The organism is Streptomyces sp. NPDC002144, from assembly GCF_053593695.1.
In genome coordinates this window covers 94,598-111,862 of the sequence record NZ_JBSFDB010000015.1, presented here as the reverse complement: position 1 = coordinate 111,862, position 17,265 = coordinate 94,598, and the positions used below count along the sequence as shown (strand labels likewise).

Genomic DNA, 17,265 nt, shown 5'->3' with positions numbered 1-17,265 from the left:
ACATGAAGCCTCGTGTCGTCATCGACGATTCCGTCAACGACCCCGATACCGGTATCTGGTTCGCCCTCCCAAGCGGCTTCACCGAGATGCCGCTCGATATGCTCCTCGCCTCTCCCGCGTCGGCTGAAGCGGATCGGCTCAGAGAAGCGATCGCTCCGCTGGTGCAGGCGATTCCTGACGATCTCACGCGCCAACAGTTCCTCGCTCAGTTGGCCTCGGGACAACAACTCCTTCGTGCTTTGCGGGAGGTGGGTACTGTCCATTGCTCACTGGGCGTGCACTACGACGACGTTGGGGCAGACAGTGGCCGGACCCTGCACTCCCTCTTCACGGTGTCGTGGCGGGACATCGCCTGTTCTCCGCGGTCAGTCAGCGCCGCGCGGGCTGCGGTGACAGCGGAGCAACACTCCAGCATCGAGTACTTGGATCTGCCCAGCGGGCCGGCATCGATCGGCGAGACCGTACGGAAGCCGTCACCTGGATCCGGCCTTCCGTTGACGCCCCTCCTACAGATCCACACTTACCTCCCTCACCCGGACTGCAGGCGCATGGCGGTACTCATGCTGAGCACCACCGAGGTGGAGCGGCGTTCCGAATACCGCTCGATCCTCCGCCAGATCGCCGAGCTGACGAGCTTCGAGTCTCCGCTGGCAGGGGCACTGAAGAATTAAGCGGCAATCGGTACCGACCGCTGACGACGGCACCCGGGCCGACGCGCTCGAACACGAGCCGGGAGCGCCGCACTCCAAAACATCCAGTCCACCCTGAACTGCGTACATCACAGGGGAAGTCCACTCTGGTGAAACCGGGAAGTGGACCGGGGAGGCCAAGCTGCGATGCTTCTCCTGCACGCAAGTCATGCAAATCACGCAATCCAGCGCAACGACTCCGAGATGGACATACAGAGCCGATACATCGGCCCCGTCACCCCGCTCAGCGGCACCTCGAACGCGAGGACGAGATAGCCGACAGTGCCGGGCATCTGAACGTACAAGTCCATGGTGGTCGGCGTGAAGACTCGGACCGCCTCCCCCGCTGGGAGGGCGAGCGTTGATACCTCAGCGGCGCGTGCGCTCTGGCGTTCCCTCGCCTCCAATGTCTCCTGAAGGTCTTGATTAGTAAGGGATCCGGGACGAGGAATCAGGGAGACGATGAGCGAAGCCGGCAGGAGCCCGCCGCCCTCCAACTCGGGTCGCAGGAAGAATTCCAGCGCACCACCTCTGACACCGGTCTCAGCAGTGTTGCGCAGCGTCGCCCAGGTCTCCCGCTTGGTCACGGCCGGAACGTTTTTCCCGTCAGCTTGGTAGTCCACAAAGGTCTTCAGCTGGGCGCGCCACCGGTCCTGAGTCAGATCGATACGGAACCAGTCCCGAGGGACAAGGAGTCGGTAGTCCCTCGGGGGCGGTGTGAGGTCGGGCTCGCCCGTCATCCGGGCATCACCATCGGCTTTCCCGACTCGTTGAACAGGCGCACGCTCTTTACAACACCGGCGAACATGGTTGAGAAGACATCCCAGCCCTGAGGAGTGGGGGTGCCCATCTCCAGGGCCAGGGCTGTTCCGTTGTTCAGAGGTATCTGCACTTGGATGAAGGACGTCTCGACGGGCTCGTCGGCGCCGGAGGCCGTCAGGCTTCCGGGAAGACTTCCCTTTCGGTTCCCGATGCAGGAGACGGCAGGTCCACAGGGAAGCCGGATCTCACTGACCTGTCCGATACCAAGGTGGCGCATAGTCGAACTCAGGAACCCCACTGGACGAGGTCCGGCTTGTTCATCGAGGTCAATCATGCTGACGGTAACGGTCGCAGTGCAGCGCGTCCCGTCAACATCGGTCAGAACAAAGCCCGAGTACTGTACGCCTGCCTCGACGAAGGAGTCGTAATGGGCGGCGACCATCATCGCCCATTGCAACTGCACCTGGAAGGTGGCCTCCGGCATCACCGTGCGCGCCAGCTCGATCAGCTGGTCGGCAGTCTCATCCAGGTCGCCCGAGTCCATCGGGATCTCAAAGAAGCCCTCCGGCATGATCCAGCGGACATCGACGCCCCCGCCGCCGAGCGTACTCTGGAGATTCCCTTCAGCCGTTACCGCACTCATGACTGGTCATTTCTGTTGTCGAACTGCGCTTCGTCTGCTTCGGGGTGGAAATTGGCGGCAAAAGGATACGGCCCATAGTGCGGGTAGTGCGCAGGCACATCCGCCCCTTCTCTACGCGCCAGATGTGCCAGTTCTCGATACTTCCGAGCGCGAGCCCGGAGGTTCTGACGAACGGGGTCCCCCCAGTGCGCCACTGCGGTTCTGACGTATACGGCCGCGAGAGTCACTACAACGACGATCACGCCAGCCGCGTAAGCGGTTCGCGCGGTGTTCGACTCCCAGTACTGGACGACTCCGCCCCAGTACACCGCCGCCCCAAAGCCTATGATCGCCAGCGGTACTCCGGTCTTGAAACCCGCATTGAACATGGCGACCTCGTCCTGATGCCGGAGTCGCAACATGCGAAGGACGGCGCGATCGTCCAGGAAATCGAATCGGAGGTCCTTGCCGGCCCGCTCCGCAAGGGACTTGACCAAGGAACTTGCGGCGATCACGTCACCGGGGACCAGCCTCGCAGGTTCTCCGCCCCTGCGGCCGACGAATTCCCACTCACCGAGGTCGGTCGAATCGCTCACCTGGGTCGCCCCTTCCATGCGATCTGCTTATCACGTGTCGTCAATCTCGCGCCTACGCAGCCAATGCCGCATGGAACGGCTGAGGCGAGGGTCCGGGCGAAGGATGAGGAGTGGGCGTGGGTTGAGATGGCTCGGGTTCCTGGTAACCGGTGGTCCCGCCGTTCTCCCCCTCGAACATCCGGTGGAGTGCGCTGGCGAGGCCGTTGCCCTTGATGATTCCCGTAATCTGTTTGCCGCCGATGGGCACGAACTTCTCCGGAAGGCCGCCGACGTTGAGCTTCTGTCCGAGCTTTAGTCCGCCGGCGAGGACCTTGTTCGTCAGCCCCACGCTGAGGCCGTTGAGAAAGTTGTGACCGACACCGTCGATCGCTGCGACTCCGCGGAACGAAGCCCAAGTGCCGAGCTTTCCGAAGGCCCTGAGCTTGGCGACGCCCTTGAGCCCGGTCAGCGCCCTGAACCCCTTGAGCGCCCCCAGCCCAGGCAAGACGCCGAGGAAGTCGGTACCCAGCTTGAGCCAGTTGACCTTTCCGCCACGCACCGACATGTCGTAGGCATGCCCGGCCAGTGCTGCTGCACTGGAGAGGACGGCAAGTGTGGCGAAGATGGGCACGAGGAACTGCAGCGGCGGCACGAACGCACAGATGACCGCCAGGACTGACAGGATCGCGGATATGTTGGAGAACGTGTCCGCCCAGTCGGCGAGCCAGTTCATGAACCCACCTGGGTCGCGGACCGCGTCGTGGTACGCCACGTTCTTGATCTGCCGTGCGGCACGATTCCCCGCGTCGTCGAAGATGTCCTTGGCGTCCTTCACATCTTTACGCGCCTGCCCGATCCGATGCAGCGCGTCGTCACGCTTCCTCTTCCACCGCTCATACTCAGGCTTTTCCGCCTCGGGTATGTCACCAGCCGGATACTTGTCCGTGTACTTCTTCACTTCTCGGTCAGCCAGATCGTGGTCCGACTCTGCCTCACGGTAGTTGGCCAACGCTTTGTCAGCCTTCATCTGGGCACGGTAAAGCTCGCCGGCGAATTCCTTCGATTCCCCTTCGGTCACCTTGGTGCCAAGCGCTTTGGCCGCCTCGTCGTACCTCTCGAAGGACTTCTTAAGCCGGTCGCCTGCACCATCCGCTATCTCGTTGAAGGCACGTCCGGCATCACTGTCCCAGCCTTCAACGGAAGACAACGCCTTGATGACCCGCGCCTGTTCATCGATCGTATCGGCCATTTTGCGCAACTTGAGGCCGAGCGCCGCGACTTCGTCAGGATCGCCCGGGGTGGGGTCCTCGTCCCACAGTGGTGGCCAGTCACCGGATCGCCTGCTCACTTCTTCCCCTTCCCCGTGGCATCAGCAATGGCCTTGGCCAACTCGTGGTCGATCTCCTCGTACTTCTGGGCTGCGGCTCCTGTATAGTCGGCCAGCTTCTTGAGTTCTTTCGTAAGTTTCTTGCGCGTCTTCTTCCACGTGCTGCTGAAGTCGTCGAAGGCGTCCTTCAATCCAGAGTGGCCCAGATCATCCTCGTAGCCGTCCGCAGGATTTCCGTGGTGCTCGAACTCACGGTGAAGCTTGCCCAGGGTTCGCGAACAACTCTTGATCATGTCGAGGTCGTAGGCGATTCTGTCCGCCATTGATGAATTCCCCCATCGTGTACATGAGACACTGCAACCCGCCCCTGCAGGTCGCAAGGAAGGTGAGACGGGTTTGTCCAGGAGCACCGACCGCACCATACGCAATCGCCTCGGCGTGACGCCGGACGCGGGAGCGTGGTGCACGATCGGCAAGATTCCCGAGCCGCCCGCGGACGTACACCGAGCCGCCGGAGCCGGGCCGCTGCGGCCTGCCTTCCTGAGACCACTGGGCATGCTCGGCGCCGTACTCGTGGCGCCGTTCATGCCGATAGCCATGCTGTTCAGCCTTCTCGCCTCGGGTGAGGAGGCCCTCAAGCGCTCGCTGTCGACAAAAGAGGAACGCGACCGTGCGCGCGCCGCAGACGACGCCATCCGGCGACGTGACGAAGCCATCACCGAACTGGAGCTCGACAAGACCTGCGACGGCGACTGGAACGGGGCGGCCGCCCAGTTCCTCCTGCGCTGGTACAGCCATTCCTCCCACCACCAACGGTTCGTGTTCCTGGCCGAGGGCCGCATCCTCATGGCGGCACCGCCCAAGCGCGTTTCCGTCCGCAGGGAGGAGCGCATGCGCGTCGTCGCCGAGATTCCCGCCGGAGAAGCCGTCCTGGAGGATCCACTGCCCGTGTACGAGAGCAACAAGCTGCGTATCCGCTTCAGCGACGGTTCCTGGTTGGCCTTGACCACCGAGGAGTGGCGTAGCGACCTGCACAAGTACCTGATGCGCCACCCGCACCCGGACGAGACCAAGAGCGCCGAGGCCTGAAAGGCGGGTGCGATGAGGCAACCAACACGTGCCCCATCGCACCCCAAGTAACAGACCAGCCGCGGACTTTACTAGCCCTTGGCCTGCTTCGCCAGCTGCTCGTCCAGCTGTTCGTAGGCTTCCTTGGCCTTCTTCAGGAAGTCCGACAGGCCGTGCAGGCCCTGGATCGTCTTCGTCGCGCCCTTGGTGAAGTCCTTCATGGAGTCGTCGTACGCTCCCGAGGCCTTCTGGGTGGTGAAGCCGTTTTCCACGAGGGCGGAGACGCGCTTCTCGATGTTCTTGATCCGGTCTTCCAGCTCGTGCATGTCCTTGATCAGGTCGCCCGCGACCTTCTCCATCTCCGCATATGTGAGATCGGTGTCTTTGCCGGCCATGACGGCTCCTCCCGTTGGTGTGGCCGCAGGGCCTTCCCCCGTGGCTCTGTGCGGATCCACGGCCGGCCGTGGCTGGGCCCCGGCCGTCCGCATGAGCAAAGATCTTACGGGTGGGACCCATGGGGCCGCAGGGGCCTCATGCAAGGGAATCGTGAACCGGTGCACATCCGTTGCGCCCGGCAAAGGCGGGACGGTTAAGGTCACAGTCACTGTCACTGTGTTGAGTGGGGCCACCATGCTCGGTGGTTCCGGTGTGTTGGGGGACCGAAGCGTGCGTCTGAGTCTGACCGTCGTCGACCCGCTCGGCGGTGCCAGTGCCGACGTGGTGCTCGACGCCGATCCGGAGTCCACGGTGGGCGCCATCGCGCAGGAGTTGGCGAGGCACGTCGGCTGGGGCGGCGATGACGCGCAGGTCATCCCGATAGGCGCCCACCGAGCCACCGGTACCGGCTCCGCCCCGCTCGCCTACGTCGACGGATACGCCGTCGACCCGAGTGCCACCGTCGTCAACTCCCCCCTCCGCGACGGCGTCGTCGTCAGCCTGCACGACCCCGCGGGGTGCATCCTCGGTGAGCCCACCGGCGTCGTCGAGTTCCGGGTCGCCGGCGGTCCCGCCGCCGGTGCCGTGCACCGGCTCGGCGTCGGGCGGTACGACATCGGCAGCGGTCCCGCCGATCACATCCGCGTCGACGACCCCGAACTCCCCGCCCGCGCCGCCACCTTGTCCATCGCCATCGACGGCACCTGTCAGGTCAGCGTCCAGAAGAAGGACGAGGACGGCGTCGTTCGTCTCGACGGTGAGGACTTCGGCGGTGGGGACTGGCCACTCGGATCTCAGCTCGCCCTCGGCAACTCCCTTCTCGAGCTGGTCCCTTACTCCCCGCCCAACGCCGCCCTCAAGTGGTCCGACGACGGTGCCGGGCTCGACTACAACCGGCCCCCGCGGCTGCGCCCCGCCGAGCGGCAGACGTCGTTCTCGCTGCCGAACCCGCCCGGTGACTACGAGGCCCGGCCGCTGCCCTGGCTGATGGCCTTGCTGCCGCTGGTCGGTGCCGTGGTGTCCGTGATGATGTTCGGGCGCTGGTACTACCTGATCATGGCTCTGATGAGCCCGGTCATGCTGTTCGGCAACTACTTCATGGACAAGAAGCACGGCCGCAAGTCGCACGCCAAGCAGCGCAAGGAGTACCAGGAGCACAAGGCGCGGATCGAGAAGGACGCCCAGGAGGCGCTGGTCGCCGAACGGACGGACCGGCGGCAGGCCGTGCCCGACCCCGCCGCCGTGCTCGCCACCGGGACGGGGCCGCGAACCCGGCTCTGGGAGCGCAGACGTACTGACGCGGATCATCTCCTCATCCGCTTCGGCACCGGACGCGTCCCCTCCGAGGTCGAGCTCGACGACCCCGAGCAGGACGAGCACAAGCGCAAGGTCCGCTGGTTCATCGAGGACGCGCCGGTCGCCCTCCCCCTGAGGGAACTCGGCGTGATCGGTGTCGCCGGTCCCGGTGACTCCGCGCCTGCGATGGGGCGTTGGGCCGTCGCCCAGACCGCCGTGCTGCACAGCCCGATGGACGTGCAGTTCTACGTCCTGACCGACAACGACGCCCGTGAGCGCTGGGACTGGGTGCGCTGGCTGCCGCACTCCCGCCCGGCGAGCGGACAGGACGTGAACGTCCTGATCGGAACGGACTCGGAGACCGTGGGTGCGCGCGTGGGCGAGCTCACGCAGTTGCTCGACGCCCGGCAGAAGGCACTGCAGCAGGGCGGACGCGGCAAGACGGACGGGCCCGCCTTCTCCGACCCGGACATCGTCGTCGTATGGGACGGTTCGCGGCGGCTGCGGTCCATGCCCGGTGTCGTACGACTGCTGCGGGAAGGTCCGTCCGTCGCGATCTACGCGATCTGCCTGGACGAGGAGGAGCGGTTCCTGCCCGGTGAGTGCCAGGCCTTCGTGGTCGCCGAGCCCCGGCAGACCGAGAGCGAGGGGCAGCCGACTCCCGTGGCGCAGCAGGCCGTCGGTGGCTTTCCCTCGTTCCAGGCCTGGCATCCCAGCGCCGCGCAGGCCGACGAACAGACCACCCAGGCGCCCGAGTTGCGGCTGCGCGTCGAGCAGACCGGCGCGCTGCGGAAGAAGAACGTACGGCCCGACTTCGTCTCCGCCGCCTGGTGCGCCCGGCTCGCCCGCTCCCTGTCCCCGCTGCGCGACATCAGCGGCGAGACCGAGGACTCCGCGCTGCCCGGCTCCAGCCGGCTGCTCGACGTGCTCCAACTGGAGCCGCCCACGCGGGACGCGATCGCCGCGCGGTGGCGGATGGGCGGTCAGTCGACGATGGCGGTCATCGGTGAGTCGTACGACGGCCCCTTCGGCATCGACCTGCGGCGCGACGGCCCGCACGGACTTATCGCCGGTACGACCGGTTCGGGTAAGTCGGAGCTGCTGCAGACCATCGTCGCCGCGCTGGCGGTGGCGAACACGCCCGAGAACATGACCTTCGTACTCGTCGACTACAAGGGCGGCTCGGCGTTCAAGGACTGCGTCAAACTCCCGCACACCGTCGGCATGGTGACCGACCTCGACGCCCATCTCGTCGAGCGCGCCCTGGAGTCGCTGGGCGCCGAGCTGAAGCGCCGCGAGCACATCCTCGCCGCCGCCGACGCCAAGGACATCGAGGACTACCAGGACCTGGTGCGGCGGGATCCGTCGCACCCGCCCGTGCCCCGACTCCTCATCGTCATCGACGAGTTCGCCTCGATGGTGCGCGATCTGCCGGACTTCGTCACGGGGTTGGTCAACATCGCCCAGCGTGGACGGTCCCTCGGCATCCACCTCCTCCTCGCCACCCAGCGGCCCTCCGGTGTCGTCTCCCCCGAGATCCGCGCCAACACCAACCTCCGTATCGCGCTGCGCGTGACCGACGCCGGTGAGTCGACGGACGTCATCGACGCGCCCGACGCCGGGCACATCGCGAAGAGCACACCGGGTAGGGCGTACGTCCGGCTCGGGCACGCCTCGCTGATCCCGTTCCAGTCGGGCCGCGTCGGTGGCCGCCGCCCCGGTGCCGCCGATCCCGCCGCGCTCGCCCCCTGGGCCGGTTCGCTGACCTGGCAGGACCTGGGCCGGGCTGCGCTGGCCAAGCCCAAGTCCGAGGCACGCGAGGACGACGAGATCACCGACCTGAAGGTGCTGGTGGACGCGGTACGGGAGGCTAACCAGGCGCTCGGCATCCCGGCGCAGCACTCGCCGTGGCTGCCGGCGCTGGACGAGACGCTGCTCCTGGACGACGTGCCGGCCCCGCAGAGCCAGGGTTCGCTGCCCGCCGCCCCGTACGGCATCGAGGACCTGCCCGCCGACCAGGCGCGGCGCCCGGTCGCCGTCGACTTCGCGACCTTCGGGCACCTCATCGTCGCCGGTGCCCCGCGCACCGGCCGTTCGCAGGTGCTGCGCACCATCGCCGGTTCGCTGGCCCGCACCAACTCCTGTGCGGACGTACACCTTTACGGGATCGACTGCGGCAACGGCGCCCTGAACGCGCTCACCCGCCTGCCGCACTGCGGCGCGGTCGTCAGCCGCAACCAGCTGGAGCGGGTCGAGCGGCTGATCAGCCGGCTGTCCGGCGAGCTGAGCCGCCGTCAGGAGCTGCTGGCAGACCGGGGTTTCGCGGACATCGGCGAGCAGCGGGCGGCCGTCTCCCTGGAGGAGCGGCTGCCGCACATCGTGGTGCTGCTGGACCGCTGGGAGGGCTGGCTGCCGACGCTCGGCGAGCACAACCACGGTGATCTGACCGACCAGATCATGGCGATGATGCGCGAGGGCGCGAGCGTCGGTCTGCATGTCGTGATCACCGGTGACCGGCAGCTGCTGGCGGGCCGTATCTCCTCCCTCACCGAGGACAAGTACGGTCTGCGGCTCGCCGACCGGGCCGACTTCTCCATGCTGGACATCAACTCCCGCAAGGTGCCCGAGGAGATCCCGCCGGGCCGCGCCTTCCGGAGCGAGACGGCGGCCGAGACGCAGTTCGCGCTGCTCTCCGAGGACACCACGGGCCAGGGCCAGAACGCCGCGCTGGTCGCCATCGGCGAGGCGGCGGCCGCCCGGGACGCCCAAGTGCCTCGCTCCCTGCGGCCGTTCCGGGTGGACGTGCTGCCGAGCCGTATCTCCTTCGACGACGCGTGGGCCATGCGCGACCCGGCGACGGCCTCCGCCCCGCTGTGGGCCCTCGCGGGTGTCGGCGGCGACGAACTCACCGCGTTCGGGCCGGACCTGGCGCAGGGCGTGCCGGCGTTCGTCATCGGCGGACCGGCCAAATCCGGACGTTCCACGATGCTGTTGAGCTTCGCCCGGTCCTATCTGAGCAAGGGCGTGCGCCTGGTCGTCGCGGCGCCGCGCCCCTCGCCCCTGCGCGAACTGGACGGTCAGGAAGGCGTGTTGAAGGTCTTCACCGGCCGGGACGTCGACGAGGACGAGCTGACGGAACTCGTCGACACGGCCAAGCCGGAGGACCCGGTCGTCGTCCTGGTCGACGACGCCGAGGTGCTGGACGACTGCGACGCCGAGGACGTCTTCAAGCGGATCGTGGAGCGTGGCGCCGAGGAGGGGCTGGCCGTCGTCATCGCCGGTGACGAGGACGAGATCTGCGACGGCTTCTCCGGCTGGCAGGTCGACGCGAAGAAGGCCCGCCGCGGCATCCTGCTCTCCCCGCAGGAGTCCGGCTCCGGCGAGCTCATCGGCATCCGCACCAACCGCAGCATGGTCGGCGGCCCGATCACCCCGGGCAAGGGCATGCTGCACCTGGGCAGCGGCGAACACGTCACGGTCACGACACCGCTGTAGGGGGCATGGGTACGGGTTCGAGGAAGCCGGGGCGCAGGAAGGCGGCCGGGGCGGCACTGCGGTACGAGCACCGGCCGGGCAGACCGAGGGAGGAGCAGCACAAGGAACGCGGCAACTGCCTCTTCGCCTGCCTGGTGATCCCCGTCTTCCTGCTCCTCATCGCCCCGTTGATCCTCATCCAGGAGTCCTGGGGTGAGGACATCTGGGGCGACTTCGCCCCGTCGTGGCCGGGTGGCGCCTATGCCTTCGCGGCCACCGTCGGTGCCTGTGTGCCGCTGGCGTTCGCGGCGTTCGTCGCCCCGCTGACGCGCATGGACTGGAAAGCGGCCAGGCTCCGTTCGCTGGCCTGGGCTCTCGGGTCCCTCCCCGGGCTCGGCGCCGGATATCTGATCGCGGGCGTGATCAGCGCGACGTGGCGCCCCAAGCACCGACGGGACTGGTACTACGGCTGCTACAGCCGCGGCGGACCCTGCTGGGTGCATGTCGAGTACCCGTACCTCTGGGCGGTCGGCCTCCTCGCCACCCTCGCGACGACCGCCCTGATCATCGCCGCGCTCGTCCTGTACGTGAGGGCGACCCGTGCTACCCCACCTTCGACATCCGAGCCGTAGGCCGACCCTCCGCCTCGCTGTCCGACACGTACCTCAAGTCGTCGCCCACCCGCGACAGCCGCACCGTGTGCGGGGTCGGGTTGCAGCCCTCGTGGTTGGACGCGGCTCCCACCGACGTGGCGACGAGCTCCTTCTTCGTCACCGACTTCACGGACAGTACGTCGGTGCAGACGCCGCCGAGCTGGTCGGTCTGCCGGAGCCGTCCCAACTCCTGCCCCACGGACGCCTGGTGGACCGTCAGCCGGAAGGTGCCGACCGGAAGGGTGCCGTTCAGCGCCGTGGCCTGCCCCTCCCAGGTACCGAGGTAGGAGACGGGAATGGCGGCGGCACTCGGGCGGGGCACTTCGCTCGTCGCGGAAGTCGGCGTCGCACTCGCCCCCGCACTCGCCCCCGCGCTCGGCGTCACCGAGTGCTCCGGGGGCCTGCTGCCCGCGCTGGCCCCGGAGTTCTGGTCGTCGCCGCTCCGCCACTGGTCGAACAGGACCACCGACCCCACCGTCACCGCCGCCAACGCCCCCGCCACCGCGAGCGCCACCGTGCAGCTCAGCTTCCGCCCGCGTCCGCCCTCGCCCGGCACGGACGTCGCCGCCACCGACACGGAGACCTTCCCGGGCCGTTGCTCCACGGGAGGCGCGTCCCGCGGTTCGGGTACGGCGGTCAAAGGGCCGGAGGCCGAGGCGTCGGAGGCCATGGCACCGGAGGCGGAGGCGTCGGAAGCCGAGGTGTCAAAGGTGGGGGCCTCAAAGGTGGAGGCACCGGCCGTCCCCTCCCCCGCCATCACCGGCGCCGGCCCGAACTCCCCCGCGATCGCCCCCAGCTCACCACCCCCCACCGAAGGCCTGCTGAACCCCACCGGCCCCGAAGCGGCCTCCCCCGTGTCCACTGCCTCAAGATTCAGCAGCCGTACGGCGCTCCGGCTCACCTGCTCCACCAACGCCCCCGGCAGCCACCCGCCCGCCACCAGCCGCGCCGCTCCCTCGGGGGCCAGCCGCCGGGCGAGGTCGGCGGGAGTGGGACGCGCGGCCGGGTCCTTGGCCAGGCACGCCTCCGTGACCTCCCGCAACTCACCGCTCATCGGGCCCAGTTCGGGCTGCTCGTGGACGACCTTGTAGAGGAGCGCGGCCGACGAGTCGCCGGGGAACGGCGGCTCACCCGTCGCCGCGAACGCCAGCACCGCGCCGAGGGAGAAGACGTCGGCCGCGCCGGTAGCGCCCTTGCCGAGGATCTGCTCCGGGGACATGTAGCCGGGCGAGCCGATCGAGACGCCGGTGGAGGTGAGGGACGCGGTGCCGTCCGTGGCGCGGGCGATGCCGAAGTCGATCAACAGGGGTCCGTCCAGGGTCAGCAGGACGTTGGACGGCTTCACGTCCCGGTGCACCAGGCCCAGTTCGTGCACCGCCGCGAGCGCCTCCGCGAGCCCCGCGCCCAGCGCTCGTACCGAATGGGCGGGCAGCGGACCGGCGTCCGCGACCGCCGTCGCGAGCGAGGGGCCCGCCGCGTAGCCGGTGGCGACCCAGGGGACGGGGGCCTCGGGGTCGGCGTCGAGGACGGGGGCCGTCCACGCGCCGCCGACCCGCCGTGCCGCCTCCACCTCGCGGCGGAAGCGGGCGCGGAACTCCTCGTCGAGCGCGAAGTGGGGGTGCACGATCTTGACCGCGACCGTGCGGCCCCCGGCGCTGCGGCCCAGGTAGACCCGGCCCATGCCGCCGGAGCCGAGCCGGCCCAGCAGCCGGTAGGGCCCGACGACGGTCGGCTCGTCGACTCCGAGCGGCTGCATGGCGTCACTCTCCCCCTGTACGCCGGCGTCACGCTCCCCTGGTACGCCTGGTGTGCAGCAGCGTAGTGATTACGGCTGGAGCAGCTCCACCTTCACGTCCGCCGGAAAACCCGTCGTCGGCCCGACACGCCGGGCGAACTCGGCGACGGCCGCCAGCTGGGGGCCGCCGAAGCGGAAGTCGAGGGTGGTGAAGTAGCGCTCCAGGATTTTCTGGTCGAAGGCCTCCCAGCGGGCCGCCTGTTCGGCGACCTTGCCGACCTCCTCCAGGGAGAGGTTGCGGGAGTCGAGGAAGGCCTCGTGGACGCGGCGGGTGATGACCGGTTCGCGCTCCAGGTAGTCGCGCCGGGCCGCCCACACCGCGAAGACGAACGGCAGTCCGGTCCACTCCTTCCACAGGCTCCCGAGGTCGTGCACGGCCAGGCCGAACTTCGGGCCGTCGAGGAGGTTGGCGCGCAGCGCCGCGTCCCCGATCAGTACGGCCGCCTCGGCCTCCTGCATCATCAGGCTCAGGTCGGGCGGGCAGGTGTAGTAGTCGGGCCTTACGCCGTAGCGGTCGGCGAGGAGGAGCTGGGCCAGGCGGACCGAGGTGCGCGAGGTCGACCCGAGGGCGACCCGACGGCCGTCGAGCTGGTCCAGCGGGACCTGCGAGACGATGACGCAGGACATGACCGGGCCGTCGCAGCCGACGGCGATGTCGGGGAAGGCGACCAGGTCGTCCGCGTTCTTGAGGAACTCGACGAGGGTGATGGGTCCGATGTCGAGGTCTCCCTGCACCAGCTGCTCGCTGAGCTTCTCCGGGGTGTCCTTGGTGAGCTCGAAGTCGAGGAGCGTGCCCGTTCTCGCGAGCCCCCAGTACAGGGGCAGGCAGTTCAGGAACTGGATGTGGCCGACGCGCGGCCGGGTGCGAGAATTGTCCACATCGCGAGGCTAGACCCTATGGGGTACGCTCCAGACTTCGGCCCCGGTGTCAACCACTCTCGGATCTTTCAAACATCCGGGTGACGTGATCTTGCCCTCTATTGCTTTCGGCTGCCCGCGTGCTAGGCTCGCCGCAAGTTGCAGTTTGGTTTCCTTGCAGTACAGAGCCTGCGGAGCATGTAACCGCGGGCTCTCGTCGTTTTCAGACGTATGCAGTTGTGCGGCACTTGTTTTCACACTTGCAGGGTTCTGGAGCAGGGCAACCCTTTGGGCCCAAGGAGGGCTTATGGCTACCGGAACCGTGAAGTGGTTCAACGCCGAAAAGGGCTTTGGCTTCATCGCCCAGGAAGGCGGCGGCCCCGACGTCTTCGTTCACTACTCCGCGATCAACGCGAGCGGCTTCCGTTCGCTGGAGGAGAACCAGCAGGTCTCCTTCGACGTGACCCAGGGCCCGAAGGGCCCGCAGGCGGAGAACGTCACCCCCGTCTGATCATTCGGTCTCGGAGCCTGGTGCTTTGATCCGGAACAGATAGCAGTACCCAAGGAGCCCCGCGCCGCAAGGCAGCGGGGCTCCTGCCTTGTACGGGGGCTCCCGGCCCGGCGCACATGTGGTGGACGTCACGTCGAACCCCGGGGGCTTCTGTCGAACACACGTTCCCCACGGCGGGAGCCAAGCCTGTGCTCTCCTTCGGGGCGATGGCCGTCGCCGGCGGACTGGCCCGCGGCGGCCGCCGGTCTGCTCCGCAACACCCGAACGGCCGCATGCAGCCGCACGATCTCCGACACCCCCGGCCGGGGGCGGGTCACCCGACTGGTCGGCGCCCATCTGGTCAATGATCAGACCGTCGCCTTCGCCCTCTCGCCGTCCGATCCGGTACGCCGCCGGAGCCGCGTTCCGCGTCTCGGACACCCCGGCGGGGGTGCCGGTGCTGCCGGCCCTCGCGGGTCTGTGGCTGTACGGCCGTGGCTCAGCCCGGGAGGAACCTTCCGGCCGTTCGGCCCCTCGCTGCACGGACACGCGCCGGCGCGGTCGCCCTGCCGGCGACGGGAGCGGTGACCGAGGGCGGGGCTTTGCGGGGTGGGCGCGTTCGGCCGGGGTGGCGGCCGGGGGCCTACTGGCGTGGCGCCGTTCGCGGTGGTGGTGCTGGGGGCCGCCGGGGCGGTGGGCGGAGGCCGGTCGGTTGTCAGTGGGGGTCGCTACGGTTTCGACCATGACCTATTCCGAGACCGAGACCGGGTTCCTGACCGAGACGCGGGTGTTCTACGACGCCATCGCCGAGGACTACGCCGCCCTGTTCCAGGAGGAGCTGAAGGGCCGGCCGATGGAGCGGGCGATCCTCGGCGCTTTCGCCGACCTGGTGGACGGCGAGGGGCCGGTGGCCGACCTGGGGTGCGGTCCCGGCCGCACGACGGGGCGTCTCGCCGCCCTGGGGCTGGACGTCTACGGCCTCGACCTGTCGGAGTCGATGCTGGCGATCGCCCGCCGGGAGAATCCGGGTCTGCGGTTCGAGCAGGGCTCGATGCTGGACCTGGACCTTCCCGACGGGTCGCTGGCGGGCGCGTTGTCCTGGTACTCGTCCATCCACACCCCTGTGGACCGACTGCCCGCCCTCTTCGCCGAGTTCCACAGGGTGCTGGCACCCGGCGGGCCGCTGCTGGTCGCCTTTCAGGCGGGCGACAAGCACCGCCACCACGACCGCCCCTTCGGCCACGACGTATCACTGACCTTCCAGCGCCGCCAACCGGACGTCATGGCCGGGCTGTTGACGGACGCCGGCTTCGCACTCCATTCCCGGACGGTTCGCGAGGCCGACGAGGGCCTCGGCGAGACGTCCCCGCAGGCCTTCCTCATAGCCCGCAAACCGGCCGCGACCACGACCACCACCCCCTAGAGCGCCCCGGCGATGTCCAGCGCCGCGACGTAGCCGAACGTCATCGCGGGACCGATGGTCGACCCGGCGCCCGCGTAGCTGTGCCCCATCACGGCGGCGCTGGCGTTCCCGGCGGCGTACAGACCGGGGATGACGGACCCGTCGGCCCGCAGGACCCGTGCCCGCGCGTCCGTCACCAGACCGCCCTTGGTGCCCAGGTCGCCCGGGACGATGCGGAAGGCGTAGTACGGCGGCAGCCAGAGCGGGGCGAGGCAGGAGTTCGGGAGGACGGAGGGGTCGGTGTAGTAGTGGTCGTACGCGCTGTCCCCGCGCCCGAAGTCCGGGTCGGTCCCTTTCAGGGCGAGGGAGTTGAAGCGGTCGACGGTGGCGCGCAGCGCTGCGCCCGGGACGCCGACGGAGGATGCGAGGGCGTCGAGGGTCCATGCCTTGTGGGCGGCGCCGGAGCTGTACCAGTTGTCCGGGAAGGTGAAGGTCGGGAGGACGTCCTTGAACAGGTACCGGTTGCGGTAGTTCTGGTCGACGATCAGCCAGGCCGGGATGTCCGGGTCGGTGGGATTGCGCCGGTACATGGTGTGGACGACGTCGCTGTAGGGGGCGGCTTCGTTGACGAACCGCGCGCCGGCCGCGTTGATGAGCAGGCCGCCGGGGAGGGTGCGTTCGGCGAGGCAGAAGTACGGCTGGTCGGGCAGCGGGATGGCCGGTCCCCACCAGGCGTCCTCCATCAGCCCGAGCGCGCCGCCCACCTGTTGCCCGGCCCGGATCCCGTCCCCGGTGTTCTCCTTCGCGCCGACCGTCCAGTCGGTCCCGATGGGCTGCTGCTGGTACTGGGCCCGCATGGAGGCGTTGTGCTCGAACCCGCCGGAGCCGACGACGACGGCACGGCGGGCGCGTACGAGCCCGGAGGTGCCGTTCTTCGTCACGACCGCGCCGGTGACGGCACCACCCTCGACGTACAGGCTGGTCAGCGGGGTGCTGAGCCATACCGGAACCCCGGCGTCCATGAGTCCCTTGCGCAACGCGGCGGCGAGCGACTGCCCCATGGTCAGCGGCTTCTGTCCGAGCAGCGCCGCCTTGGTGCCGCGTGCCAGGCATTCGGTGGCGACCGCGGCGCCCTTGACGCTCACGGCGGCGAGGGCGAGCCACTTGTAGTCCGCGCTGAAGACGACCATGCCCGCGGGGACCTGCATGTACGGCGGGTTGAGATGGGCGAGTTCGGCGCCGAGGAGGTTGCCGTCGAACTGGTCGGGTTCGATGGAACGGCCGTTCGGGAGGCCGCCGGGCAGCTCGGGATAGTAGTCGCTGTAGCCCTCCATCCACCGGAACCGCAGCGGGCTGTTGGCCATGACGAAGGAGATCATGTCGGGGCCGTGGGAGAGGAAGGCCTGCTGGCGGGCCGCGGGCACGTCCGTCCCGACCACCGCGGCGAGATAGGCCGCGGCCTTGGCGGGGGTGTCCGGGACTCCTGCGGCGAGGATCACGGAGTTGTTGGGGATCCACACCCCGGCTCCGGAACGGGCCGCCGACCCGCCGAAGGTGGCCGCCTTCTCCACGACCACGACACCGAGCCCCTGCTTGGCCGCGGTGAGGGCGGCGGTCATCCCGGCGGCACCGGAGCCGATGACGACGACGTCGTACGTGCCGAGCAGGGGCAGATCGGCGGCACCGGCACCGCGGGCGCCCGCCGCGAGGGCGAGCCCCGCGCCGGCCGTCGTACCGAGCACCTGTCTGCGGGTGGGTCGGGCTGTTCGTCTCGCACGGTCCGCGCTTGTGGACATGTCGGTCCCTTCTACCGGATGAG

15 protein-coding genes are annotated in these 17,265 nt (G+C 68.6%); 6 read left to right on the top strand and 9 right to left on the bottom strand.

All coding sequences use genetic code 11. From position 1 onward, the window contains the following. Positions 1–2 precede the first annotated feature (2 nt). Positions 3–671: a hypothetical protein gene (locus tag ACWCQ1_RS23420; protein ID WP_451027285.1), complete on the top strand. Its 669-nt coding sequence runs from the start codon at positions 3–5 to the stop codon at positions 669–671. A 194-nt stretch (positions 672–865) separates the two neighbouring features. Here the strand turns inward: ACWCQ1_RS23420 and ACWCQ1_RS23415 are convergent, their stop codons facing one another. From ACWCQ1_RS23415 to ACWCQ1_RS23395, 5 genes are read right to left on the bottom strand one after another with little or no spacing between them, the layout of a single operon-like run. After that, entirely contained in the window at positions 866–1,429 is a 564-nt protein-coding gene (locus tag ACWCQ1_RS23415) for a hypothetical protein (RefSeq protein ID WP_451027284.1), read from the bottom strand. Further along, complete coding sequence (locus ACWCQ1_RS23410; protein WP_451027283.1) at positions 1,426–2,094, bottom strand: hypothetical protein; 669 nt, start codon at positions 2,092–2,094, stop codon at positions 1,426–1,428. The genes ACWCQ1_RS23415 and ACWCQ1_RS23410 overlap by 4 nt, the downstream gene beginning before the upstream one ends. Next, the gene (locus tag ACWCQ1_RS23405) at positions 2,091–2,669 is read right to left on the bottom strand and encodes a hypothetical protein (protein WP_451027282.1); all 579 of its coding nucleotides are present in this window, start codon (positions 2,667–2,669) and stop codon (positions 2,091–2,093) included. The genes ACWCQ1_RS23410 and ACWCQ1_RS23405 overlap by 4 nt, the downstream gene beginning before the upstream one ends. Before the next feature lie 52 nt (positions 2,670–2,721). Next, on the bottom strand, positions 2,722–3,996 hold the full coding sequence (locus tag ACWCQ1_RS23400) for a putative T7SS-secreted protein (RefSeq protein ID WP_451027281.1): 1,275 nt from the start codon (positions 3,994–3,996) through the stop codon (positions 2,722–2,724). Further along, positions 3,993–4,298 (bottom strand): hypothetical protein, encoded by a 306-nt coding sequence (locus tag ACWCQ1_RS23395; RefSeq protein ID WP_451027280.1) that lies wholly within the window; start codon positions 4,296–4,298, stop codon positions 3,993–3,995. Before ACWCQ1_RS23395 ends, ACWCQ1_RS23400 begins: the two co-directional genes overlap by 4 nt. Before the next feature lie 73 nt (positions 4,299–4,371). Here ACWCQ1_RS23395 and ACWCQ1_RS23390 point away from each other — a divergent pair, with 73 nt between their 5' ends. Further along, on the top strand, positions 4,372–5,064 hold the full coding sequence (locus ACWCQ1_RS23390) for a hypothetical protein (protein ID WP_451027279.1): 693 nt from the start codon (positions 4,372–4,374) through the stop codon (positions 5,062–5,064). 71 nt (positions 5,065–5,135) lie between these two features. On the opposite strand, the gene ACWCQ1_RS23385 is transcribed toward ACWCQ1_RS23390, so the two are convergent. After that, complete coding sequence (locus ACWCQ1_RS23385; RefSeq protein ID WP_133043420.1) at positions 5,136–5,438, bottom strand: WXG100 family type VII secretion target; 303 nt, start codon at positions 5,436–5,438, stop codon at positions 5,136–5,138. A gap of 271 nt (positions 5,439–5,709) precedes the next feature. Between ACWCQ1_RS23385 and ACWCQ1_RS23380 the strand changes: the two genes are divergently transcribed. Both ACWCQ1_RS23380 and ACWCQ1_RS23375 read left to right on the top strand, forming a co-directional pair. Then, positions 5,710–10,269 carry an FtsK/SpoIIIE domain-containing protein gene (locus ACWCQ1_RS23380; protein ID WP_451027278.1) on the top strand — a complete coding sequence of 1,520 codons (4,560 nt, stop codon included), beginning with the start codon at positions 5,710–5,712 and terminating at the stop codon, positions 10,267–10,269. Between the two features lie 5 nt (positions 10,270–10,274). Next, positions 10,275–10,880 carry a hypothetical protein gene (locus ACWCQ1_RS23375; RefSeq protein ID WP_133043422.1) on the top strand — a complete coding sequence of 202 codons (606 nt, stop codon included), beginning with the start codon at positions 10,275–10,277 and terminating at the stop codon, positions 10,878–10,880. Here the strand turns inward: ACWCQ1_RS23375 and ACWCQ1_RS23370 are convergent. Both ACWCQ1_RS23370 and ACWCQ1_RS23365 read right to left on the bottom strand, forming a co-directional pair. Continuing rightward, a complete protein-coding gene (locus ACWCQ1_RS23370; protein ID WP_358593077.1) occupies positions 10,852–12,657 on the bottom strand; it encodes a serine/threonine-protein kinase in 1,806 nt (601 codons plus the stop codon). The two genes, ACWCQ1_RS23375 and ACWCQ1_RS23370, sit on opposite strands and share 29 nt — an antisense overlap. A gap of 69 nt (positions 12,658–12,726) precedes the next feature. Next, positions 12,727–13,575 carry a menaquinone biosynthetic enzyme MqnA/MqnD family protein gene (locus tag ACWCQ1_RS23365; RefSeq protein ID WP_133043424.1) on the bottom strand — a complete coding sequence of 283 codons (849 nt, stop codon included), beginning with the start codon at positions 13,573–13,575 and terminating at the stop codon, positions 12,727–12,729. 286 nt (positions 13,576–13,861) lie between these two features. Here ACWCQ1_RS23365 and ACWCQ1_RS23360 point away from each other — a divergent pair, with 286 nt between their 5' ends. Together ACWCQ1_RS23360 and ACWCQ1_RS23355 are read left to right on the top strand one after the other, a co-directional pair. Next, a complete protein-coding gene (locus ACWCQ1_RS23360; protein ID WP_003992177.1) occupies positions 13,862–14,065 on the top strand; it encodes a cold-shock protein in 204 nt (67 codons plus the stop codon). A gap of 721 nt (positions 14,066–14,786) precedes the next feature. Continuing rightward, entirely contained in the window at positions 14,787–15,467 is a 681-nt protein-coding gene (locus tag ACWCQ1_RS23355) for a class I SAM-dependent methyltransferase (protein ID WP_451027277.1), read from the top strand. On the opposite strand, the gene kstD is transcribed toward ACWCQ1_RS23355, so the two are convergent. After that, on the bottom strand, positions 15,464–17,242 hold the full coding sequence (kstD, locus tag ACWCQ1_RS23350; RefSeq protein ID WP_358593067.1) for a 3-oxosteroid 1-dehydrogenase: 1,779 nt from the start codon (positions 17,240–17,242) through the stop codon (positions 15,464–15,466). The genes ACWCQ1_RS23355 and kstD overlap by 4 nt on opposite strands. Positions 17,243–17,265 lie beyond the last annotated feature (23 nt).